This window comes from Enterococcus sp. DIV1368f (genome assembly GCF_051712245.1).
GTDB lineage: Bacteria > Bacillota > Bacilli > Lactobacillales > Enterococcaceae > Enterococcus > Enterococcus faecalis.
In genome coordinates this window covers 1,348,052-1,371,694 of the sequence record NZ_JBIOON010000001.1, presented here as the reverse complement: position 1 = coordinate 1,371,694, position 23,643 = coordinate 1,348,052, and the positions used below count along the sequence as shown (strand labels likewise).

Annotated in this window: 19 protein-coding genes; 2 read left to right on the top strand and 17 right to left on the bottom strand. The window is 37.5% G+C overall.

Annotation, left to right across the window (positions count from 1 at the left end; translation table 11 throughout):
• Nucleotides 1–43: 43 nt before the first annotated feature.
• The 3 genes from xerD to IGL07_RS06870 form a co-directional block, all read right to left on the bottom strand.
• Nucleotides 44–934, bottom strand: a complete 891-nt coding sequence (gene xerD / locus IGL07_RS06880; protein WP_002360354.1) for a site-specific tyrosine recombinase XerD — start codon at nt 932–934, stop codon at nt 44–46.
• A gap of 168 nt (nt 935–1,102) precedes the next feature.
• A complete protein-coding gene (locus tag IGL07_RS06875; protein WP_002357629.1) occupies nt 1,103–2,032 on the bottom strand; it encodes an alpha/beta hydrolase in 930 nt (309 codons plus the stop codon).
• Nucleotides 2,033–2,226: 194 nt separating this feature from the next.
• A complete protein-coding gene (locus tag IGL07_RS06870) occupies nt 2,227–3,318 on the bottom strand; it encodes a DUF871 domain-containing protein (protein ID WP_002360357.1) in 1,092 nt (363 codons plus the stop codon).
• A gap of 181 nt (nt 3,319–3,499) precedes the next feature.
• Here IGL07_RS06870 and IGL07_RS06865 point away from each other — a divergent pair, with 181 nt between their 5' ends.
• Nucleotides 3,500–4,249 carry a peptidylprolyl isomerase gene (locus IGL07_RS06865; protein WP_010712445.1) on the top strand — a complete coding sequence of 250 codons (750 nt, stop codon included), beginning with the start codon at nt 3,500–3,502 and terminating at the stop codon, nt 4,247–4,249.
• A 43-nt stretch (nt 4,250–4,292) separates the two neighbouring features.
• Here the strand turns inward: IGL07_RS06865 and IGL07_RS06860 are convergent, their stop codons facing one another.
• From IGL07_RS06860 to obgE, 5 genes are all read right to left on the bottom strand, one after another.
• On the bottom strand, nt 4,293–4,667 hold the full coding sequence (locus tag IGL07_RS06860; RefSeq protein WP_002357632.1) for a YxeA family protein: 375 nt from the start codon (nt 4,665–4,667) through the stop codon (nt 4,293–4,295).
• Between the two features lie 142 nt (nt 4,668–4,809).
• Nucleotides 4,810–5,355, bottom strand: coding sequence for a TetR/AcrR family transcriptional regulator (locus IGL07_RS06855; protein ID WP_002360361.1), 546 nt, complete (start codon nt 5,353–5,355; stop codon nt 4,810–4,812).
• A 218-nt stretch (nt 5,356–5,573) separates the two neighbouring features.
• Nucleotides 5,574–6,872, bottom strand: coding sequence for a PTS sugar transporter subunit IIC (locus IGL07_RS06850; RefSeq protein WP_002363934.1), 1,299 nt, complete (start codon nt 6,870–6,872; stop codon nt 5,574–5,576).
• A 26-nt stretch (nt 6,873–6,898) separates the two neighbouring features.
• Complete coding sequence (locus IGL07_RS06845) at nt 6,899–7,201, bottom strand: hypothetical protein (RefSeq protein ID WP_010817272.1); 303 nt, start codon at nt 7,199–7,201, stop codon at nt 6,899–6,901.
• Between the two features lie 138 nt (nt 7,202–7,339).
• Nucleotides 7,340–8,656 (bottom strand): GTPase ObgE, encoded by a 1,317-nt coding sequence (gene obgE, locus IGL07_RS06840; RefSeq protein WP_002384537.1) that lies wholly within the window; start codon nt 8,654–8,656, stop codon nt 7,340–7,342.
• 287 nt (nt 8,657–8,943) lie between these two features.
• On the opposite strand from obgE, the gene gap reads away from it, so the two are divergent.
• Nucleotides 8,944–9,954 (top strand): type I glyceraldehyde-3-phosphate dehydrogenase, encoded by a 1,011-nt coding sequence (gene gap, locus IGL07_RS06835; RefSeq protein ID WP_002357638.1) that lies wholly within the window; start codon nt 8,944–8,946, stop codon nt 9,952–9,954.
• A gap of 50 nt (nt 9,955–10,004) precedes the next feature.
• Here the strand turns inward: gap and fur are convergent, their stop codons facing one another.
• The 9 genes from fur to IGL07_RS06790 form a co-directional block, all read right to left on the bottom strand.
• Nucleotides 10,005–10,454, bottom strand: a complete 450-nt coding sequence (fur, locus tag IGL07_RS06830) for a ferric iron uptake transcriptional regulator (protein WP_002357640.1) — start codon at nt 10,452–10,454, stop codon at nt 10,005–10,007.
• Nucleotides 10,455–10,569: 115 nt separating this feature from the next.
• Nucleotides 10,570–11,451, bottom strand: a complete 882-nt coding sequence (locus IGL07_RS06825; RefSeq protein WP_002361792.1) for a CvfB family protein — start codon at nt 11,449–11,451, stop codon at nt 10,570–10,572.
• Between the two features lie 73 nt (nt 11,452–11,524).
• The gene (locus tag IGL07_RS06820; RefSeq protein ID WP_010817271.1) at nt 11,525–13,588 is read right to left on the bottom strand and encodes a cell division site-positioning protein MapZ family protein; all 2,064 of its coding nucleotides are present in this window, start codon (nt 13,586–13,588) and stop codon (nt 11,525–11,527) included.
• A 151-nt stretch (nt 13,589–13,739) separates the two neighbouring features.
• A complete protein-coding gene (gene rpoD / locus IGL07_RS06815) occupies nt 13,740–14,846 on the bottom strand; it encodes an RNA polymerase sigma factor RpoD (RefSeq protein WP_002360364.1) in 1,107 nt (368 codons plus the stop codon).
• Between the two features lie 108 nt (nt 14,847–14,954).
• Nucleotides 14,955–16,841, bottom strand: coding sequence for a DNA primase (dnaG, locus tag IGL07_RS06810; RefSeq protein ID WP_010712442.1), 1,887 nt, complete (start codon nt 16,839–16,841; stop codon nt 14,955–14,957).
• 316 nt (nt 16,842–17,157) lie between these two features.
• A complete protein-coding gene (locus IGL07_RS06805; RefSeq protein WP_002366662.1) occupies nt 17,158–19,494 on the bottom strand; it encodes a cation-translocating P-type ATPase in 2,337 nt (778 codons plus the stop codon).
• Nucleotides 19,495–19,622: 128 nt separating this feature from the next.
• Nucleotides 19,623–20,240: a lysozyme family protein gene (locus IGL07_RS06800; RefSeq protein ID WP_010817270.1), complete on the bottom strand. Its 618-nt coding sequence runs from the start codon at nt 20,238–20,240 to the stop codon at nt 19,623–19,625.
• A gap of 226 nt (nt 20,241–20,466) precedes the next feature.
• Nucleotides 20,467–22,464, bottom strand: coding sequence for an N-acetylglucosamine-specific PTS transporter subunit IIBC (gene nagE / locus IGL07_RS06795; RefSeq protein ID WP_010817269.1), 1,998 nt, complete (start codon nt 22,462–22,464; stop codon nt 20,467–20,469).
• A gap of 36 nt (nt 22,465–22,500) precedes the next feature.
• Entirely contained in the window at nt 22,501–23,334 is an 834-nt protein-coding gene (locus IGL07_RS06790) for a PRD domain-containing protein (protein ID WP_010817268.1), read from the bottom strand.
• Nucleotides 23,335–23,643 lie beyond the last annotated feature (309 nt).

The following is a 23,643-nucleotide window of genomic DNA, read 5'->3' as shown; positions in this document are numbered from 1 at the left end:
CTAGTTTACCATAAATTTATTCGTTTGTGGGCATTCTCGCAAATTAAGCCCGAGGAAAATGTTCCTTATAAACATCTGCCATTCGTTGTTTGGTAATATGTGTATAAATTTGTGTCGTGGAGATATCTGCATGTCCTAATAATTCTTGCACGATTCTAAGATCTGCGCCATTTTCCAACAAATGTGTCGCAAAGCTATGCCGCAATGTATGCGGCGTAATATTTTTCTCTATCTGGGCTTCTCGAACAATCTGTTTTAAATTTTTCCAAATGCCCTGTCTAGATAACGGTTCGCCATGATGATTAACGAACAGGTGTGTTTCATTCGGATGGTTTTTAATCAATTGAGGTCTGGCTTCGTTCATATAGCGCTCAATCCATTGAATCGCATAATCGCCTAAAGGAATAATTCGTTCTTTGTCCCCTTTTCCGATTGTTTGCAATAAACCAATGGATAAATGCAGATCCCCTAATTTTATTTCAATTAGCTCACTAACTCGCAGGCCCGTTGCATACATCACTTCTAAAATAGCACGATTCCGCATACCTAGTGGTTTACTTGTATCAGGCGTTTCAATTAATCGAGTCACTTCGTCAACAGATAATGTACTTGGCAATTTTTGAACTTTCTTGGGGGAGTCAATATGTTGCATCGGATTATGTTCGCTTAAGCGTTCTTGACGTAAAAATTGATGAAATCCTCTCAAACTAGAAATCATCCGAATCACACTTGCTGAAGCTTGCTGTTCTTCGTGAAGGGATTGCAAAAATTCTGTAATCATGTAACGGTCAACTTCGTCCCAAGAATGCAAGCCTTGTTCTTGTAAAAAGGCTACGTATTTTTTTAAATCTCGTTCGTAACTCCGTCGTGTGTTATTTGATAAGCCCCGCTCTATTTGTAAATAGTGTAAATAATCGACTAATTGTTCTTCCATTATCCTTCCCTCATTTCTAGTACTATCCTATCAGATTATGCCCTAGATTGCATGGGTAAATTCCAACTTATTAAAAAAAATCAACTGACAACAAAAGACTTGTTCACTAAGTCGTTAACTTAAGAACAAGTCTTTTGTTTTTGCTACTATTAGTAAAGAATAAATTTGTTATTTTATATATTTATCTAGAAAAGCAGCTACTGTTTCCTTATATTTTTCTGGGTTTTTATTATAAGCTTTCGCATGCTCTGCTCCAGGCACGACATATTTCTCTTTAGGTCCTTGGGTTGCATTATAAACTTCGTCTAACATACTAAACGGCACAAACGTATCATTTTCACCATGAATAAAGAGCATTGGTAAATGATTCTTTTGCAATTGCTTAACAGCGCTTGCTTCCCCAAAGAAATAGCCAGCTCTAAGTTTCGTAATCCCGCTAGTAACATTAACTAATGGGAAACTTGGTAAATTGAAAAGCTCTTTCAATTGATATTGTAACTCCTGATTGACTGTAGAATAGCCACAATCTTCCACAATGGCTTTCACGTTATCTGGTAATTTTTCCCCGCTCGTCATCATGACTGTAGCAGCACCCATACTGACACCGTATAAAGTGATTTGTTCTTGCTGACCATTTTCGGTTAAAACTTTCTCAATCCATTGGACATAATCTTTACGATCGGGCCAGCCGAACCCAATATAATCTCCTTGACTTTTCCCGTGACCACGCGCATCTGGAGCTAACACATTGTAGCCCCAATCATGATACATTTTCGCAAAAACAGACATCGTTTCTGCCGAACCCATATAACCATGCGCCATAATAACGGTACGATTACTTTTTTTGTCGGCTGGTAAATAAATAGCCTTTAGACGTAGCCCATCTTCTGAAGTAATTGACCATTCTTGTCGATTTTTGTCATCTTTAAACCACGCGCCTTCAGGTGTCTGGACCACTTTTGACCCTGGGGTATTCTCATTTATAAAGTCTTTCTTTCCTGGAACTACTGCATAATTATAAAAATATAAGCCTGCCGCAATTAAACCAATTGCAATTACTACAATAAGCGCAATCAAAATTTTTAACCATCGATTCATCTACGTACTCCTTTTATTTAAACTGTATGATTCATTATAAGTTGTCGCCCTTTTTTTGACAACTACCATTCAAAGATTCAGCCATCTTTCTTTACCACTACAATGAGACAATTTTGTTGCGACAAAAAAAGCATAGCACAAAAATATTACCTTTTACGCTATGCTCCACTTATCTATTTATAGGAAACTAAAAATTATTTATTTTCAATAAGTTTAAAACTTGACCATGGTTTCAAAAATTCTAATAAGAAACGTTCGTCATCAGAAATACGACCAACCACATTTACACGGCCATCATTTTTCATTTCTTTTAAAGCAATTTGTGTTTCCCCTTTGTATTGTCCATAGCCAACGTTGTCAATCAAGACATCGCCTCGAACAATATCTCTCGTTGTATGAGCTGGGAAAGGACGATCTTTATAGTAAACACGTGTCATTGTTGAACGCAAAACGTAATCAGAACGATCTCCACGATAACTGTGTAAGTTATCGAACAATGCAATTCTTTCATCTTCTGTGATTTCTGGTTCTGTATCCACTTTGATCGAAGGATACGGTGCATGAAAGGCTTCTGCCATTGCTGCTAATTCTGCTTCTGAGGCATAAGCATTTCCGACAGAAATATCATCGATTAATCCTGTTAAAACTAAATGCTTAACTTGCGTTGCAATTTCTAAATCGCGGTGATCTTCCAAAGAACATAACCCATCTTGTGTCGGCCATGGCCCAAATGTAGCATCGTGTGAGTTCACAAACGCCATCGTATTTAAATTATATTTTCTAAATTTTTCTGAACAATAAACAAAATGCTCATAGCCTAAGCCGGTATAGCGATGTGGATAGAAATTATGTGAGCCTAGTAAATTTTCTGTGTTTGGTGAGTAGGCCATAATATTATCTACATAACTTGTCCCTGAACTCATATTAATTTCAATTTTAATGCCATAAGGGTTTCTTGTCATATTCGCCTCTTCTTGCCCAGTAAAACCAAGATCTAAACGAATGCCGTAAGCGCCCATATCATGGAAAAATGATAAATCATCATAAGAGATGCCTAATTGTTCAAACAATGCAGGATTAATATCGACCATCACTTCCATACCTAATTGATTGGCGTAATCTACGACTTTTTTAAACTCTGCTAATACCTTTTCCCGATCATCATTGATTTGCAATAAACTAGTAAAGACACGCTTAAAGCCGTATTTATGAGCCAAATCCAAATATGCTTTGTCCTTTTCAAATGTTGAACGTTCTGGATAAATTGAAATACCTAATTTTCCCATGTGATTGCCTCCTAAATTGTAAAACATAATAATGTATCTGCTTACATTGTAACAAAAAAAACAAAAGTGGTCTACACCTTTCCTATAGGAAATCTTATAAAAATTCCACTGGTTTGTTATCTTCTCTTTTGTTATGATAAAAAAGAACCTAATTGTCAGTGTGAAAGGAAGAGGAAAACAGATGAAACATAAGAAAATGCTTGCTGTTGCTTCAGTTGCAGCATTCACCTTGCTTTTAGCAGGCTGTAACACAACCAATAATAAAGGCACGACCGCAACGAGTGATTCTGTCGCTAAATCCAGCGAAAGTAAAACAAAGGATTCGGTCGACTTAAATTCACTAGATTTACCACAACTAGATGACAAAGTTACCGAAGATCAAGACTTAGTCCAAATGGTTACTTCAATGGGAAATATTGAAATCAAACTATTTCCTAAACAGGCTCCAAAAACTGTCGAGAACTTTATGAAACATGCCAAAGATGGCTATTATGATGGCTTGACTTTCCACCGCGTCATCAATAACTTTATGATCCAAGGTGGCGATCCTAGCGGTGATGGAACTGGCGGAAACAGCATCTGGAATAAACCATTTGAAGATGAATTTTCAAACCAGTTATATAACATTCGTGGCGCATTATCAATGGCGAATGCAGGACCTAATACTAACGGCAGTCAGTTCTTTATTGTCCAAAATACAGATGATCAATCTGATGGTCTTTTATATGATGATTATCCAAAAGCAATCATTGATGCTTACAAAAAAGGCGGCTATCCTTCTCTTGATAAAAAACATACTGTTTTCGGTCAAGTAACCAAAGGAATGGATATTGTCGATAAAATTGCCAAAGTCGAAGTTGGTGCCAACGATAAACCAAAAACTGATGTTAAAATTGAAAAAATCAATATTCTTCAAGAAGCAAAAAAATAACAAAAAGTCAGAACGTATCTTCAGCGTACGTTCTGACTTTTTGTTATTTTTGAATCGCTTGTAATGCCTTTTCTGGCACTTGGTCTTGATTGACCTCTTCATACGTATTGATGTGGGCCCCTTTATTTGAGACTTTTAGATAATGATCTGTTTTTAATTCATGGTCCGCTGTGAAAGTAATTTCTCGCGTTTTGCCTTCCTCATCTGCGGCTACTTGCGTATAACTAGCAATTCCATAGCCATTAACACTATCGGCTTTCTTTGTTTTAACATACACATTTCCTTCTTTAACCAATGGATTTAATTGATCTAACACACCAGCTAATTCGCCAGAGTTCTTCTCTGCGTAAAACTTGGCCCCAAATAAACCACCACCAATAACAATTGCTGTCACCACTAAAAATTTAATAAATTTCATCACATAAATCCTCCCGAGTAATTATTCTCTGTTACTTCTTCCAAAGTATAGCAAGTTTTAAACAATCCTTCCTCGGGCGCAACGACCAGTTTTTTCTCAGACTTATGTCGTATTTTTGTTATTTTGAATAAATAACAAAACACTACTCTTCTATCAATAATTGACTTAATAATTGAATTTCTTGATTCTTAGTTAAGTCAATTGTTTTCATTGTAACCGCTGTGGCTAAACCTAAATAGATTACCACCATTTTAGGAAATAATTCGACAAATTTTCCTTTGTCCATTTGTACATATTTTTTATCCAATAATAAACGCTCTTCAAAAAAAGTTTGAAGCATTTGCTGCAATTCTTCTTCATAACCATGTGCTTTCATAAATAACGCCGTATAGATTTTTTGATGTTTTTGGGCAAATAATATAAAGTTCAGACCCAATGCAATCACTGGGTCTGAGGCACCGACATCTGCTTTATAAAATAATTGCATACGATGAAATAACGATTTAATTAAGGTTCGTTTTAAATCGTCCATGTTGACAAATTCTAAATAAATTGGCTGCGTAGAAATCCCCATAGTATCTGCAATATTTCTAGCAGTTAAATTAGAAAAACCTTTATCTACTAAAATTTTTTCAGCTACGTTTAAGATTTTTTCCTTTGTATATACCTTCGTTCTAACCATTTTCATACCCCTTTTCTCTTTTAGTTAACAATAACTTTATTATGTTCACACAAAAGAAAACCATTTTCATTATATATATAATATTTTACACTTTTTTATGCGTTTCTTTTCTCAAAATTTTCTATACATTTCAAAAAAATTGAGAATTTTCATCACCTATAAACAAATAGGTCCAGAACAAAAGGTCATCACCTTTTGTTCTGGACACTAAACGGCTGCACTCTTTATTCTTCTATTTGTTTGCCTTGCTCTTTGGCAAGCTCATTTTTATCATAAGCTACAAAGAACGGATAGTAAATCAAGATGGCCACTAGAATTAAAACAATATTCAAAACAGCAGCACGCCAATCGCCACCTGTCGCCATAAAGGCGCCAATTGGTCCTGGTAAGGTCCAAGGTGCGGTAAAGACAACTTCACTAACTAAACCTAATTTAGTGGCAAACCAAGCAATCGTTGCTAAAACCATTGGTGCAAAGATAAAAGGAATCATTAAAATCGGATTTAAGACAATCGGTACACCGAAAATAACTGGCTCATTAATATTAAAAATAGACGGTGCTAAAATAGCTTTTCCTAGTTTTGAACCATATTCTGATTTTGCCCGAAAGGCTAATAATATAGCTAAGCCAATTGTGGCTCCAGCACCACCAATCCAAATGAACCATTGGTAAAATGGCTCTGCCGCAATCCGAGGCAATGCTTCGCCAGCTGCTTTAGCAGTCGTGTTTTCCTCTAATAGTTGTAGCCATAGAGGACGCGCCAACGATCCTACGATTGAAGCACCGTGAATCCCAAAGAACCAGAAAAATGTGGTTAAAAAGACTAACAGCAAGACACTCAATAAAGAATCTGCTGCTTGAACTAGTGGTCCTACTAAGTTCCCTACAAATGTGTGCCAATCAAAGCCTAAATAATAAGTGATTGAACCAATCAATAACATGACAATTAACGTCGGCGTCAATGATTCAAATGAACGAGCAACAGCAGGTGGAACGTTATCAGGCATTGTAATTTTGAACTTAGACTTATCTGTTACTCGATAGATTTCGACAGCAATAATTGACGTCACAATCCCGACAAACATCCCTGCACCACCCAAATTAGCCATTGGTAAAACAAACCCAGAAACGCCAGCTGCTTTACTGGCTTCTTCAGGAATCGCTACAGGTACTAATGTTAATAAAAAAGCAATCGTAGCCAAAATCCCTCCAGAGACTTGATCAAGATTATATGATTTCGCTAAACTAGCGCCAATGCCAAAAGTCGCATATAACGCCATAATGTACATTGTCATTCGGTAAGGCAGTAAGATTGTAGCAGCATTACTTGTTAAAAATTGAGTAATGCCCCAAGATTCTGGTAACGGCGGAAACGCAATAATTAGAAAAAAAGAACCGACAATAATTAAAGGTAATGTCGCAATAATTCCATCCCGCACCGCACGTAAATGGCGCTGATTGGCAATTTTAGCCATTGGTCCAGCTAGATGATTTTCAATCCAAACAGTCAGTTTATCTAACATAAATAACACTCTCCTCTGTTTTTCTCTTAAAAAATAACTCCTTTAATCAGCCATAAATAAGAGATAAGCTCTAATAAAATAAGAGAAATTAAAAACAACCAAATAAAACGCTTACAAAAACCTGTTTTCGTTTCAATAAAATAATGACTATACGCTAACGCAAAAGCAATCCCAACAGGCAAAAAAATCATGGCACCAATATTAAACGGCAGATTGAAAGTCCATAATAAAACACTCGGCAACAGGACACCACATAAGAGCCCCATACTAAAAAGAAAACCAGCACTTTTAACTGAAAACTTAGGAACAATTGCTTGATTGTTTTCCATTTCAATTTCGCTCCTTTCGTTTGTTATTTTGTTACATTTAAAATTATAAGCTATTAAAAATATTATTTCAATCTATTCGCTGATTTAATACTAATTTTAAAATAAAAAACCAGTTCACTGAGTGAACTGGTTTTATGCTTATTCGACAAATTCAAATTCAAAATTACCAATCCGAACAATGTCGCCATCTTTCGCGCCACGTGCTCGTAATGCCTCATCGACACCCATACCACGTAATTGACGTGCAAAACGCATTACTGTTTCATCATGATCGAAATTCGTCATTTCAAATAATTTTTCTAATTTTTCACCAGATAAAACCCATGAAGCATCTGGTTCACGATCAATCGTAAATTCTGGACCTTCTGGTTGGAAGCCATAACGAACGGTTTCTTCCTCTACTACTTCATCTTCATATAATGGGAATTCAGGCGTTACTTCCAACAAGTCAGCTGTTGCATTTAATAAAGGTTCAATACCTTTACGAGTAACCCCAGAGATTGGGAAAATAGGTAGCTCATCGGCGTACTCATCGGTGCGTTCCTTCGCAAGTTGCTCTTTAAATTTCGCTAAATTCTCTTCTGCTTCAGGCATGTCCATTTTATTGGCAACAATAATTTGAGGTCGCTCCATCAAACGTAAATTGTGTGAAGCCAATTCTTTATTGATTGCCAAATAATCTTCATAAGGATCGCGTCCTTCCATACCACTCATATCAATGACATGTAAAATAACACGCGTCCGTTCAATGTGGCGTAAAAACTGTGTTCCTAAGCCGACACCTTGAGAAGCTCCTTCAATTAAGCCTGGCAAATCTGCTGCAGCGAAGCTTCGACCGTCACTAGTAGTCACCATCCCTAAGTTTGGAACTAACGTCGTAAAATGATAGGCACCAATTTTCGGACGAGCGGACGAGATAACAGAGAGTAACGTTGATTTCCCTACAGAAGGAAACCCAACTAAGCCAACATCTGCTAAAACTTTTAATTCTAATTCGATTTTACGTTCTTGGCCCGGTTCGCCGTTTTCGGCAATTTCTGGTGCAGGGTTTCTTGGGGAAGCAAAGCGAATATTCCCGCGACCACCGCGTCCGCCTTTTGCTACTACTAAGGTCTGACCATTCTCAATTAAATCCCCAATTAAAGCTCCAGTTTCTGCATCACGAACTGTTGTACCTGGTGGAACTTTGACAAGTAAATCTTCTGAACCACGACCGTGCATTCCTTTACTCATACCATTTTCTCCAGGTGTCGCCTTAAAATGACGATTAAACCGGAAATCCATTAATGTGCGTAATCCTTCTTCAACAACTAAAACAACGTCGCCACCGCGACCGCCATCACCACCAGCGGGACCCCCGTCTGGTACATATTTTTCTCTACGGAAAGCAACCATTCCGTCGCCGCCTTTACCAGCTTTGACATCAATCGTCACTTGATCTAAAAACATGGACATATAATTTGTCCTCCTATTCTACTTCTACTATCTTTAATCACCTCAAAAAGCATGATTCGAAAGTCTTTATTATTGTATCGGGAAAACAACCGTTTGTCTAGCAATTCTAGTTAGTTATCGTTGGAAAAAGCAAAATTTCTCATGAATCTTTCGCTTTCTTTTTGTCGCTTCGCTATCAGTCTTTTGACAAAAAAATTTTAGAGGTTCATACTATAGATAGTTGAAGAAAATCACTTTTTCAGCAAGGGTCCAAAGAAACACAAACATCTAAAGGAGGAATTTTTGTTATGACAGTCAAAGTAGGAATTAACGGTTTTGGAAGAATTGGTCGTTTAGCCTTTCGCCGAATAAAAGAAGTTTCTGATGATATTGAAGTTGTGGCAATCAATGATTTGACTAGCCCAACAATGTTGGCTCACTTATTACAATTTGACTCTACGCATGGCACCTATCCTGGCACCGTGACAGCCACTGAAAATGGCATTGTGGTTGACGGCGAAGAAACCCGTGTCTACGCAGAACCAGATGCAAGTAAAATCCCTTGGGTTAAAGAAAACGGAGTAGACATTGTCCTTGAATGTACAGGTTTTTATACCTCTGAAGAAAAAGCACAAGCTCATTTAGATGCAGGTGTGAAACGTGTGGTTATCTCTGCTCCTGCAGGCGCAATGAAAACAATCGTTTACAACGTCAATGATGATACACTTGATGCCAACGATAAAATCATTTCTGCTGGTTCATGTACGACAAACTGTCTAGCACCGATGGCTTACTTCTTAAATAATGAATTCGGTATTGAAGTTGGTACCATGACAACTGTCCATGCCTACACATCAACACAAATGCTATTAGATGGCCCTGTTCGTGGCGGAAATCTTCGTGCGGCACGCTCTGCTGCAGACAATACTATTCCCCATTCAACTGGTGCTGCTAAAGCAATTGGCTTAGTTATTCCAGAACTTAATGGAAAATTACAAGGCCATGCCCAACGTGTTCCCGTTGTGGATGGATCCTTAACAGAATTAGTTAGCATTTTAAAAACAAAAGTAACAGCTGATCAAGTAAATGAAGCAATGAAAAAACACACCATTGATAACCCTTCTTTCGGTTATGATGATCGTGAAATTGTTTCTGGAGACATAATCGGCACGACAGAAGGTTCGATTTTTGACCCAACGCAAACAGAAGTAACGACAGCTGGCGATTTCCAATTAGTGAAAACTGTGGCTTGGTATGACAATGAATATGGTTTTACTTGCCAAATGATTCGCTTATTGGAAAAATTCGCTAATTTATAATTCCAATGAATAAAAAACTGCCTTGCATAAATTAATGCAAGGCAGTTTTTTTAATGTTTACTTTGACAACTTTGACAAATACCATGAAAAGTTAAGCGATGATCTTTGACTAAAAAATGATACCGACTTTCAACAATTTGCTCTACTTCACCAAGCAAGTCTTCTTCCACTTCCTCAATTGTGCCACATTCTAAGCATAACAAATGGTGGTGAAAGTGTTTGGCGCCTTCTTTTCTTAAATCATAGCGAGCTAAACCATCGTTAAAGCTCACTTTATCAACGACTTTTAAGTCTGTTAAAATTTCTAGCGTTCGATAGACTGTTGCTAGACCAATTTCCGGACTTTTTTGTTTTACCAAGAAGTAAATTTCTTCTGCTGATAAATGATCTTTTTCATTTTCCAATAATACAAGTACGGTTGCTTCCCGTTGTGGTGTTAATTTAAAGCCTGATTCATGTAATTGTTTTTTTGTCTTTTTTAAAGCAGCAGTCGAATCCATTATTACAGCTCCTTGTTTAGAATGATTACAAATTAAGAAACTTAATTTATCAATCAAATTAAAATAATTATAAAAGAAATAACTGTAATTTGCAAGATATTCTCAATTAGCTACCTTAATTTTTTTCTTTTGATTGTTCCAACGAGCCAATTAGAATTGTTTTACCATCTTCTTGTTTAATTAATTTTTGTTTCATTAAATGACCTAAAGCGCGTTTAAATTGAGCTTTACTAATGCCAAAGGTTTGTTTAATTTCATCAGGGCTTGATTTATCGGTGAAAGGAATTTGGTGATCGTTTGCTCTTTCTAAGAAAGTTAGAATCATTAACGCATCATCGCTGATTACTTCATGACTTCTTGGTTTTAATGAAAGATTCAATACGCCGTCCGGCCGCACGCCAATCACACGTCCCACTACTTTTTCACCTAAACGTGGTTCCTGGAATCGTTCAGAAGGATGGATAAATCCAATGTATAAATCATCAGTTAAAATATACGTTCCTGCAAGTTTCAGACGATACACATGCCCAGTTAAGTTTTGGTTTTGCATTTCAGCATTCCCGCGTTTTGCCATGGCTTTAAAGACTTTTTCATCTGCTAATTCGCCCCAAATGCGGTCTTTACTGTCCACTTTTAAAGTAACCATTACTCGGTCTTCTTTTTTAGGCCAAAGTTCCCGCATGGTTGGTAATTCATCCAACGAAATAACAACATCTTTATCTGGTAAGCCAACATCCACAAAAACACCTAAATCACGTCTCGTTCCTGTGACAGTACCAAAGCCATAGCTACCAATGCGCACAGTAGGAATTGTAGTTGTCAGTGCTGGCTCTTGTTTTTGATTTAAATAACCAAACCCTTCTACAGCCTCCCCTATGGCATGCGTACCTTCTTCTTTTTTTAAACGGAATGTGATGCCATTTTTTTGAACAAAATAAAATTGTTCATTTTCATCGACCACAATGCCGGTAAATGTTGTTGCTAGTAATTCTCTCATTTATCATTAACTCCTCAAGGAAAATCAATCGAACAAAAGATTTCCGCTTTTGTTCGATTGTTTCTATTTTCTTTTATTGCCCTGCATTACGAGAAGCGTTCCCTTTGAACCAACCTGTTTTAGCATTGATTGTAACTAAATACATGTGAACATTTTTCTCTGTAGTGCCTTCTAATAATTTTGATTGATTGTTTGTTGCATAAAGATTGTAGTAACCTTCGCCATTCACAATTTTGGCAGGTTCTAAAGAATATCCGCCAGGAACCACATAGCCACGAGCAATCACTGTGTCTAAGACTTTTTCTTTCACACCTGGTGCCCATGTCCACGCTGGATTGCTACTATCAGCGATATCGGCAGCATCTGGCGCATAAAGCGGACTAGTGTAAACCCCGTCACTATTCGGCGCCGTGTAGCCATTCGCTTCTGTTTTTGCTGTTTCTTCCTTCTTAGCGTTCTCTTTTTTCGCGGCAGCAGCTTGTTTCGCTTGTTCTTCTGCTTGTTTTGCTTGCTCTGCGGCAGCTTGTTCTTCTGCAATTCTTTTCTGTTCTTCTTCAACCTTGGTTAACGCTTGGTCAGCTGTCGTGACTTGTTTGACCAATTCTTTTTTCAGCTTATCACTTGTTACTTTATCTACTTCTGCCTTAGCAGCTTGATACGTGTCTCGATTCAGCTGATTGGTAGTTTTTCCATCTTTATAAATGACCTCAACCGCTTTTTTAGCTTTTTGTAATTGGTTGTATTGTTGGTTCGCTTGATCGATTGCTTGGTTCATCAATTGTTCAAATGGATCATTTCCTGTTAATTTCTTTACGGAAATTGGTTGATCAGCAGCTAGAATCGCCGGTTTCAACTCATTGCCATTGACAATCGGCGCCTCAAATAATTGGTTGATTTGTTGAATGGTTTGTTGCTTCTCTTTCAATGTTTGAATTTGTTTATTTAATTGAGAATACTCTTCTGAATCTTTAATTTCCGCGACTTGTTTTGAGAGTTTTTCTGGACTAACAGTCACCATATCGGGTTTAATAAAAACTTGCTCCTTCGTGGTATAAAAGGCTGCTAGTTCATCTTTCAGCGTATCTGTTTTCTTGGTTAGTGCCGCCGCCTCTTGCGCGGCAGCTTTTTGCGTTTGATCATGATACGCCCAAGCACTACCTCCAGCTAATAAAACAACCGCAAGCGCAACGAAAGCCACTTTTTTTGATGGTTTCTTCGGAGCAGGCGCTGGTTGAGCATTCCCAGTTTCATTCATCGGTGGTATCACACCTGAATCTGAAACTTTTTCCTCGGTTGTATCAGCGTCGCTCGGTGCCTCTAGCGACGCTGCACTTGTTAACCCTTCTTCAGAATCTGAAATGGATTCAGTTGGTGTTTCGGCTTGGGTTAATACTGCCTCACCGCTGGTTTCTAACTCTTGGGTCTCTGCTGTTTCTTCTGATGGATTTTCAGACATTTCTGTATCTGCTCGATGCGCTTGAATATAAGCTTGCAAAGTTTCGTTTGGTGTTACATCTTGATCTTCTATCGGTGGTTGTGAAAAAATTTCTTCTTCAGAAGTGGTAGAGATAACTTCAGTTCCTGAAATCTCTGTTAAAGCTTCCTCTTCTGACTTCACTGTCTCAGATACCTCAGCTGTTTCTGCTTCAACAGTAGTTGTTTCTTCTGTTGTTTCCTCTAAATTAACTGCTTCGTCCGTTGCTAGTTTTTCTTCTGTTGAATGAGTAGGCATCGCTTCTGTCGCTGGTATCGTTTCCTCCACCGAATCATGAGTCTCCTCACTAACCCCTTCTTGAAGCACTGCTTCTGAATCAGAAACATCCTCTGAATCAGAGACTATTAAGTTATCTTCTATCGACTCTTCTTTTTTGTCATCATTACTTTCTTCTTCAGGTGATTCGCCAAACAGTTCCATCACATGGCCTAAGCTCATATCTTTTAACTCAGACCATTCAATATTCTCATTTAATTGATCTTCATGTTGTTCATTTTCCTGTGTTTTAAAATCTATATTTGTTGAAGTCGTTTCCGCTTCTTCTTTATCAACTGTTGTGTCAGTTAGTGAATAGCCACATGTTGGGCAGGTCGTTAATTCTGCATCGAATTCGTTCCCGCACTTCGGACATTTCTTTGTCATTCTTCCGCCTCACATTCTGCTAATATTCCATTACTTCTAATTTACCACAACTTGCGCCTTCTTCCAATAACTAGCAATGACATTTAGAGACTTTTTAAAAATCAAAAGCGGCTCTTCTCGCATGCACGAAAAGAGCCGCTAAACGGTATGTTTATTCTAAAAAGTCTTTTAATTGTTTTGAACGAGAAGGATGTCTTAGTTTTCTTAACGCTTTTGCTTCAATTTGACGAATACGTTCGCGAGTGACACCGAAAACTTTTCCGACTTCTTCTAGCGTACGTGTCCGACCATCATCTAAACCAAAACGTAAACGTAAAACATTTTCTTCACGGTCTGTTAAAGTATCCAGAACATCTTCTAGTTGTTCTTTTAACAATTCGTAAGCTGCATGTTCAGCAGGACTTGTAGCATCTTGGTCTTCAATGAAATCACCTAAATGTGAATCATCTTCTTCACCAATTGGTGTTTCTAAAGAGACTGGCTCTTGTGCGATTTTTAGGATTTCACGAACTTTTTCTGTTGGTAAATCCATTTCCGCACCAATTTCTTCTGGCGTTGGTTCTCTACCTAAATCTTGCAATAGTTGGCGTTGAATCCGAATCAATTTATTGATTGTCTCAACCATGTGAACAGGAATTCGAATCGTTCTAGCTTGATCCGCAATTGCCCGCGTAATCGCTTGACGAATCCACCAAGTAGCATACGTAGAGAATTTGAACCCTTTACGGTAGTCAAATTTTTCAACAGCTTTCATTAAGCCCATATTACCTTCTTGAATTAAATCCAAGAATTGCATACCACGACCTACATATCGTTTGGCAATTGAAACAACCAAACGTAAGTTGGCTTCTGCTAAACGTTGTTTTGCTTCTTGATCGCCTTCTTCAATTTTAAGTGCCAATTCAACTTCTTCTGCGGCAGTTAATAATTGAACGCGCCCAATTTCTTTTAGGTACATACGCACGGGATCATTAATTTTAACACCTGTTGGCGCAGATAAGTCTTCTGCTTGGGCCTTTTCCGCTTCTTTTTCATCTTTTTTCAAGCTATGTTCACTTGGGTCTCCATTTTCATCGACTACGCTGATACCAGCATCTTCAACTTTTTGGATCAATTTTTCCATAGCTTCTGCATCCAAAGTATACGGTGTGGCTAATTGATTCGCTAAATCATCATAAACCACTGTTCCTTTAGGCTTGTTTTCTTTGATAAATGCTGCCACTGCAGCTTCATATTTTTTACTTGTTTCTTTTTCCATGAAAGAAGGCCCCCTTCATTTTTCGGTTCACGCTTGAAATAACTGATAAATCACTGGGACTTATCAAAATAAAATGAACAAAACGCTTAGTTCTATTCATTATATTGCTTAAGTAAATGTTCGTTGAGCTTTAAGCTGTCGAGCCAATTGGATAATCTCCATTGTTAATTCGGCTTCAAGCTGTTGGTTGCCCACTCGTTTTGCTTCTTGCTGTTGAATCTTTTTCTGCTCAATTGCCTCTGCAATACTTGATAAGGCAATTACATGTAATAAATCGGCAACTTCTCGCTCAGAGCTTTCTTCCGATAAATTCTGATACGCAATTTCAATTGCTAATTGTTTGGTTTGATTATCTTGCAAGAAATTAATAAAATCGGCAATGTCGAAACTTTGATGCAGTGTCGCATAACTTTCTAGCAAGAAATATAATTCTTGGTATTCATCATGAGCGAATGAAAAATCTGGCAATTGTTGAATGGTTTGCCGTACTCCTTGTTCATTCATTAAACGAAATAATAAAGAACGTTCTGCTTTTTGAACTTGGGTTAACGGTAACTTGTTCTGGACGTGATTCTCTTCAAAAACAGGTTCTTCCATTGGTGGTGGCATCATTTCATCTTGATAAAATTGTTGCCTTTCTTGCCGTTGGACTGAACGTTGCTCTTGCTTCAATTGATTGAATTGTTCTTCTAAACTATGAACAGAAAGTTGAAATTCCTGAGCAATTTGGTTTAAATAACGATCACGTTCCAAGGGAGATTGAACATTGGTTAACTCCCGTAACAATTCGTTCACATAATCCAATTGTTCTTTTTCGTTATTCATGTTTCTAGTTAACCGATGATAATTCATTTTAAAACTAAAAACTGTTTCTCGGCCATGATTGGCTAAATTTTGAAAAGCTTCTGCGCCATATTTCCGCACATATTCATCAGGATCCAGCTTTTCAGGGATGCTGACAATACTCAAGTCAAAATGACTGTTTTCTTGCAATAATTGAATCGCACGGTTTGTGGCTTGAACACCGGCATTATCGCCATCGTAACAAATAACTACTTCCTTAGCGACCCGTTCCAAACGCCGAATTTGTTCATTGGTCAAACTAGTCCCCATTGAAGCCACCCCGCTTTTTACGCCTGATTGCCAAGCAGCGATAACATCCATGAATCCTTCAAAAAGCAAGACTGTATTTTCTTTACGAATTTCTTTTCTGGCTTTATCAAAGTTAAACAGCGTTTCTCGCTTATTAAAAAGTGTTGTTTCAGGACTATTCAAGTATTTAGGCATCTCATCCCCTGGAAAATCAGCTGTTTTTAACAAGCGACCAGAAAAGGCGATGACATTGCCTTGGGGATCATTAATTGGAAACATGATTCGTTGATAGAAACGATCCAAAAACGTACCGTTATCTCTTTGGACAAACAGCCCCGAAGGCTCAAAAAGCGCTTCATCCAGTTGTTCATTTTTAAAAACTTGACTTAAGAAATCACGTTTTTGCGGCGCAAATCCAATTTGAAAGGTCTCAATTAGTTCTTGTGTTAACCCTCGCTCTAATAAATAGTTTAATGCGGGTTCGCCAATTTTAGTATTCACTAAAATATGATGGTAAAGTTCTGCGGCTTTACTATGCAGTTGTAACAAACTCCGTCTTTGTTGGTTTTCTGGGGTATCCGCTACTTCACGCGGCTCTGACCAATCAAAGTCCACAGATAAATGTTCCAAATCTGCAACACGTTTCACGGATTCTGGAAAACTAATGCCTTCAATTTCTTGCAAGAAATTAAAAACAGTTCCACCTTTCCCGCAGCCAAAACAGTGAAAAATTTGTTTGTCTTCTGCTACTGAAAATGAAGGGGAACGTTCTTCGTGAAACGGACATAAACCCATATAATTTTTACCGGATTTTTTTAACTGGACATACTGCCCAATAATATCTACTATATTCGTTCGGTGACGAACTTCCTCAATGACTTCCTGAGGAATGCGTTGTGCCATTGTCCTCACCTCCTAAGAATAGCATTGTGCTAACTCATGTGATTGACCGTTTAAAAAACGCACTGTCATTTCAGTGCGAATTCCAATGGACACATTTACACATGATTTATTGTATCACATAATCTCTGTTTTTCAAGTATCTTGTTTCAACTCAACAAAAAAAGAAAGTATCTAGGACAAAAGTCATCCTGACTCCTGCCCCAGACACTAACTCTTAAAATAATCAGTTAAACATCAAGCTTGCTCCGACTTCCTTCAAGATTTAAAGAAGAACTGCATTTCTGGAGACGAATACTTTTAGCTCAACCTCTGTTTTTTATAAATCTTTAATTGTTTTTCCAGCACGTTTCATTTGTACGAAACCAATTGCTACACGCACCACAATATTAATGGCCATCATAATAAAGAAGAGACCCATTGTTTGCGAAGTTAAGAAACCAATTTCTAAAATGTTGTGGAATAACATAGCTGCTACATAAATACCAATAATGGTACTGAAAACCAAGAAAATGCGTAATGGATTTAAAGGCAGACATGCTCGAACAACAGCCATACAGCTAATTCCAACTAATAAATAATACATTAACGTCGTGGTGTCTAAAGAAGAAAATCCTTGATTTTGTCCAATCAGATAAACAGCAATGATATTCGCTACAACTAAAAGCGCATTAACAGACGCATTTTTCAAAGCCGTTGGTAAAAACTTCCCGACAACTTTTCGTTTGTCCCCTTCGAAAGATAAGAAGAAGGCTGGATACCCTTCAATTGCTAAATCAATCAAGGTCACTTGAATCGGAATGAACGGGAACGCAATGGCCGTTAAGGCACAAATGATTGAGAGAATAAACGAATAAATCGTTTTAATGAAGAAAACGCTGGAAACTCGGGTTACATTATTTACCACACGTCGTCCTTCAAACAAGACATCTGGTAACGTTGTAAAATCAGAATCTAGCAAAACTAGATTAGAAATTTGCCGAGTAGCGCCATCTCCTTCTGCCATGGCGATACTACAATCCGCTTCTCGTAACGCTAAAACATCGTTAACGCCATCGCCGGTCATAGCCACCACATGCTCTGTGTCTTTCAACTCACGCACAATGGTTCGTTTTTGCTGAGGCGATACACGTCCGAACACTGTGTATTGCTGAACTGCTTCACGCACTTCTGCTTCTGTCGTTTTGGTCGACAAATCAATATAAGACTCATAACCGGGTAGCCCAGCACGACGAGCAATATTTGAAACAGTTACCGGATTATCACCAGAAATTACTTTTAAGTCGATTCCTTCTTCTTTTAGATAAGCCAGTGTTTCTTTGGCATTTTGGCGAATTGGATCATCAATTTCTAGAATTGCTAACGGCTCTAAATAAGGCATTTTGGTTTCGTTTAACGGTTGTTGCTCCGCAATAGCTAACATCAAGACGCGATACCCATTCTCTTGTGCTGTAAAAACAGCTTCTGGCAACCGACTATCGTCTACCAAACGCTCAGGAGCCCCTAAATAAACTGTCCCAATTTCTGGAAATTCAATAGCCCCCCATTTTCGTTCAGAAGAAAAAGCCAAGACTTCTTTTGCGCCAAATCGATTGGATACTTCATAATGATCACGAATTGCTTGCATTGTAATATTATTATCCGTACTTTCAGATAGGTAGCTTCCGATAATCTGCGGGAAAAGTTCTTCATATTTGTCATGCAAGATAATCGCCTTTTGCACTTTCATTTTACCTTCTGTAATCGTTCCAGTTTTATCTAAACACAAAGTGTCCACATGGGCCAATGTTTCAATTGAGTACATATCTTGTACTAGAATACGTTTTTTGGCTAACTTAATGACACCTGTTGTCAGCGCAATACTAATTAATAGTACTAATCCTTTTGGTAACATCCCTAACAAAGCTGCTGCAGAAGCAACAACAGATGTTTTGATACCAGCATCTCTTAACCAAAAAGCTTCAACAAATAAAATAATCCCTAGAGGAATAATCACCCAACTTGTAAATTTAGAGACTTTACGAATCGAATTAACTAACTCTGATTGAATTGGTTTATGCACTTTGGCTTCTTGGGTGATTTTCACAGCATAGTTTTCGGCACCAACGTGGATAACACGGGCATAGGCTTGTCCGCTAACAATGAAACTTCCAGAAAGCAAGGTATCGCCGATTTCCTTTTCAATTAAATCTGATTCACCTGTTAACAACGCTTCATTCGCTTCGACTTTACCATCAATAACTTCCATATCAGAAGGAACTTGTTCCCCTGCAGAGATAATAACAATATCTTCCATAACTAGTTCTTTTGTATCAATTTCTTGTTGTACGCCATTTCGAACAACATGAACATTTTCTTTTGCCACAATAGATAATTTTTGAACTAAATTACGGGCATGAATTTCTTGGAAAATCCCGATTGACATGTTCACAATAATAATCGCTAAGAAAGCCAGATTGGAATACGCTCCGACAAATAGTAAACAAACAGCGATTGCAAAGTTTAAAAAGTTGAATAACGTCATGACGTTATCAAAAATAATATCTTTTGTAGATTTTGCTACATTTTCCTCATAATTATTTTGAAGGCCTAACTCTTTCTGCTTGGCAACTTCTTCTGTACTTAACCCTTTTTTCAGGTCGACTTTATTCAACATCCAGCTCTTTCCCTACCTTTTCAATTAATCAGTTACATCCCTTCTAGTTTACTTGCATTTTCATGAAACTGCAAGAAAAGCCTAAAAAATTCCTGTAAGTTGAAAGAATTCTTTAGACTTTTCTCGTTTTAATTTAACTTTTCAATAAACCAACGATTCATTTTGACAATTTCCGCATAGAACATATTGCCACCATTTTGATAAAGGTAACCACCATTGTAAACTAACGCTTGCCAACGATAATAACGATATTTCGTATTTTGGTCATTCCCTAGCAACGGTGAAAGGACTTCTCTTGAATATTCTTCTGCTAACTCTGTCGTGTGTTTCCCGCCGCGTTCTTTAACAAACTGAATATAATCCAGTCCATAATTATATGCTTGTACGCCTGTCCATTCATCACAGCCAGCTTCTTTTGCTTTCGTTAACGCTTCCGCGAGAAATTTGACGCCATGTGCGATACTTTCCTCTGGTGTTTCAATCACTTCTTGTTGTCCATAAACACTTTCACTGCTCTGCATAATATCGCCAGATTTCCCTTTAGATTCTGTATAGATAATCGCTAAAGCTAATGTTTTGTATTCAGGTATTTTATTTTTTTTGACTTCTGCTTCTACTTGTTTTTCAAAGGTCATTACCGTTTCAACATTTTGATGTATTTTATAGCCAAGATAGCCAAGACCAGCAACTAAACCAACAAAAAAAAGTAGCATGATTTTATAAATTATTTTTCTTACTCTACGCATCGAATCATCCAAACTTTTTCTTTTAAGATACGTTCTATGTTACTTGAAATAACTGAAAAAAGCGAAGTTTTTGTTACTTCTTTAGTTTTATTTAATAAAAGTAACTTTTTTGTGAACAAACCGTAACTTCGCAAGATTGAACGTTTTCACCTAGAATAGAATAACAAGTAATTTTATCGAATTTCATCAAAAAAAGGGCTGCCTTACGGCTAGCCCTTTTTTACTTTTATTTTACGGTAACATTCCCGATTACATCATTTATTGAAGTCGTTTGACCTGCTTTTTGTAAATCGTATTGAGCAACGATATCTTGATTTGTGAAAACAACAATTAAATCTGATTTTTTGCCAGCTTGTTCTAATGCGGCTAAATCAATGGTTGCAATTTTATCGCCTTGTTTTACAACTTGGCCTTCTTCAACATGTAATGTAAATGGTCCACCTTGTAACTCAACAGTATCTAGACCCATGTGTAATAATACTTCAATGCCTGAATCTGTTTGGATACCTAACGCATGTTTTGTTGGGAAAATGCTAGTAATTTTACCAGCAACAGGTGTTGAAACTTCGCCGTCTGTTGGTACGACAGCAAAACCGTCACCCATCATTTTTGCTGAGAAAACATCATCTGGTACTTCAGAAATAGGAATAACTTTACCATTCGCTACAGAATATAATTCAGTTTCTTTTGTTGAAACTGGTGCTTTTTCTTCAACAACTGGTTGAGAAACAGTTGTTTCTTTGACTGGTGTTGCTGGCGCTTGGTGGTTATATAATCGTTGCATTTCGTCAGCAACAAATTGTACTTCCGTACCAACGATCACTTGGATATTGGTGTCATCAATGACTTTCACACCAGGAACCCCAGTTGCTTTAATTTTTGCTTGATCCACTTTGCCTGTATCTTTCACTGTTAAGCGTAAACGAGTTGTACAGTTATCAATAGAAGTTACATTGGCATCAGCGCCTAAACCATCATAAATACGACGAGCTAGAGAAGCGAATTTGTTGTCTCCGTCTGCAACATCTGGTGTTTCTTCGCCATCGCCTTCTTCGCGTCCTGGTGTCATTAAGTTAAACTTAGTGATTGCAAAACGGAAACCGAAGTAGTAAATTGCTGCAAAGACAAGTCCTTGAACCACCAACATCATTGGGTGATTTGCGACTGGGTTTTTCAAACTTAAGAAGAAGTCTACAAAACCTGCACTAAAGGCAAAGCCAGCTGTCCAATGCATAAACGCAGCGAATGCTAAAGAAATACCTGTAAAGACTGCATGTAAAACATATAAAGGCCAAGCAACGAACATAAATGAGAATTCTAAAGGTTCAGTAACGCCTGTAAAGAAAGCCGCAAAACCAGCAGCTAACATTAATGAAGCTGTAACTTTTTTCTTCTCAGGACGTGCACATTGATAAATAGCAAACGCACCTGCTGGTAAACCAAACATCATTACTGGGAAGAAACCAGCTTGGTACATCCCTGTTTGTCCTACAATTGCTTTACCAGTATCTAACGCTTGTTGACCAGCTAAAAAGTTCCCAATATCATTGATACCAGCAACATCAAACCAGAAAACAGAATTCAAGGCATGGTGTAAGCCTGTTGGAATTAATAGTCGGTTAAAGAAACCATACAAGCCAGCTCCTACGAAACCTAAGCTAGAGATTCCTTTACCAAAAGCAACTAATCCGTTATAAACAACTGGCCAGAAGAAGAATAAGACAGCTGAGATTGCTAACATCGAAATAGCTGACATAATAGGAACTAAACGTTTTCCACTAAAGAATGATAAAGCCATTGGCAATTTCACACCAGAGAAACGATTATACATTGCCGCGGCAACTAAACCAGCGACAATCCCGACAAAGACATTGTTGTCCATGCTGTTGAAGGCTGGGTTTACTTCAGCAATATCCTTGAAGCCTTTAATGGCTTGGATAGAAGCAGGCGCTAAAACAGTTTTTGGCACTAAATAAGCGACTAAACCAGCTAATGCTGCCGATCCATCTTTATCTTTTGACATTCCTAACGCTAAACCAACCGCAAATAATAATGCTAAGTTGTTTAAGATAGCCAAACCACCATTCATTAGAAAAGTTGTGGCTGGACTAGCGCCGATTGTTCCCACGATCCAGTTAGCAATACCAACTAATAAAGAAGCCGCCGGTAATACAGCAACTGGTAACATTAACGAACGTCCCATTCTTTGCATATACGCTTTCATTATACGTAACTCCTCACATAAACTATTTAATTTTTATTATTTGGTCATTCTTAATCGTTCAATGTGAATCGATAAATAACCAAGTTCTTCATTTGGTACTTGATAATGAAAATTTCTCATTAATAAGACTTGTACTTTTTTTGAGATTTCATAGCTTTCAGCATACTTTTTCTTTACGACTTCCAAAATTTCTTCATCTAAAACAGCATATTGATTTTGTTGGAAGCGATGAATAAACAAACGTAAATGATTCACCAAACGTGAATAACTGAGACTATTTTTATCATCATGAATATCAATAGCCAATTCCTGCTCGATTAAATGAATAATTTCAGAAACGATTGTAACTTCACGGATACTTTTACTATTATCAGTACGCCCGCTGCGAGCACTATGGATATGAATTGCAATATATCCCGCTTCATCATAACTAAATGGAATCTCTAAGATTTGTGTTAAATATTCTACAGCCCATTGAGCAATAGCAAATTCTTCACTATATAAAATCTCAATTTCACTTAAAAGCTTGTTCCGAACAATAATATTATTTTGAATATTTTCAGCTGCAAAAGCAATGTGATCACTCAACCCAATATTAATATGTTCATTCAACTTTTCACCCAATACCGTTTCAGCATGTTGGATAATTTCTTCACTCGCTAAAAAGTATTTGTCTTCAATTTGTGATAGCAATACTTGAAGTTTTTTCAGTCCTTCTGGCTCCATCACAAACATCCGCTCCACCAATTGTCGAGATAAGACATCATTTTTAGTCTTATTAAACCCGACGCCTTTACCGACAGCTACTTTCTCCTGTCCTTCGTCAAGAACAAGTACAGCATTTTGATTTAGCACCTTTTTAATTTTCATAAATGACCCTCTTCTGCAGAAGTAATTCTAACATTTTCAGTGAAAACAACAAAAAAAGCATAGAACAATCCCGTTAAACATGTTGCGTAACCATTGTACACCACATTGTATTACGAAATTCTTCCATGCCTAGTATTATCTAGTCACATGAAAACGCTATTCATTTGTTAACAGTGCTTATTCTAACGAGTATCATTATTTTTGTCAACCTTTTTCAATTATTTTTTTATTAATTGTTGACTATTAACAAAAAAGAAGCTCTTATCGGGAAGAGGTCGGGACAGAACCGTTTAGCTCCGAGAACCAAGT

Coding starts and splice junctions, on each gene's coding strand:
- xerD (WP_002360354.1), bottom strand. CDS start 934: ATGGAAGAACAATTAGTCGATTATTTACACTATTTACAAATAGAGCGG.
- IGL07_RS06875 (WP_002357629.1), bottom strand. CDS start 2,032: ATGAATCGATGGTTAAAAATTTTGATTGCGCTTATTGTAGTAATTGCA.
- IGL07_RS06870 (WP_002360357.1), bottom strand. CDS start 3,318: ATGGGAAAATTAGGTATTTCAATTTATCCAGAACGTTCAACATTTGAA.
- IGL07_RS06865 (WP_010712445.1), top strand. CDS start 3,500: ATGAAACATAAGAAAATGCTTGCTGTTGCTTCAGTTGCAGCATTCACC.
- IGL07_RS06860 (WP_002357632.1), bottom strand. CDS start 4,667: ATGAAATTTATTAAATTTTTAGTGGTGACAGCAATTGTTATTGGTGGT.
- IGL07_RS06855 (WP_002360361.1), bottom strand. CDS start 5,355: ATGAAAATGGTTAGAACGAAGGTATATACAAAGGAAAAAATCTTAAAC.
- IGL07_RS06850 (WP_002363934.1), bottom strand. CDS start 6,872: ATGTTAGATAAACTGACTGTTTGGATTGAAAATCATCTAGCTGGACCA.
- IGL07_RS06845 (WP_010817272.1), bottom strand. CDS start 7,201: ATGGAAAACAATCAAGCAATTGTTCCTAAGTTTTCAGTTAAAAGTGCT.
- obgE (WP_002384537.1), bottom strand. CDS start 8,656: ATGTCCATGTTTTTAGATCAAGTGACGATTGATGTCAAAGCTGGTAAA.
- gap (WP_002357638.1), top strand. CDS start 8,944: ATGACAGTCAAAGTAGGAATTAACGGTTTTGGAAGAATTGGTCGTTTA.
- fur (WP_002357640.1), bottom strand. CDS start 10,454: ATGGATTCGACTGCTGCTTTAAAAAAGACAAAAAAACAATTACATGAA.
- IGL07_RS06825 (WP_002361792.1), bottom strand. CDS start 11,451: ATGAGAGAATTACTAGCAACAACATTTACCGGCATTGTGGTCGATGAA.
- IGL07_RS06820 (WP_010817271.1), bottom strand. CDS start 13,588: ATGACAAAGAAATGTCCGAAGTGCGGGAACGAATTCGATGCAGAATTA.
- rpoD (WP_002360364.1), bottom strand. CDS start 14,846: ATGGAAAAAGAAACAAGTAAAAAATATGAAGCTGCAGTGGCAGCATTT.
- dnaG (WP_010712442.1), bottom strand. CDS start 16,841: ATGGCACAACGCATTCCTCAGGAAGTCATTGAGGAAGTTCGTCACCGA.
- IGL07_RS06805 (WP_002366662.1), bottom strand. CDS start 19,494: ATGTTGAATAAAGTCGACCTGAAAAAAGGGTTAAGTACAGAAGAAGTT.
- IGL07_RS06800 (WP_010817270.1), bottom strand. CDS start 20,240: ATGCGTAGAGTAAGAAAAATAATTTATAAAATCATGCTACTTTTTTTT.
- nagE (WP_010817269.1), bottom strand. CDS start 22,464: ATGAAAGCGTATATGCAAAGAATGGGACGTTCGTTAATGTTACCAGTT.
- IGL07_RS06790 (WP_010817268.1), bottom strand. CDS start 23,334: ATGAAAATTAAAAAGGTGCTAAATCAAAATGCTGTACTTGTTCTTGAC.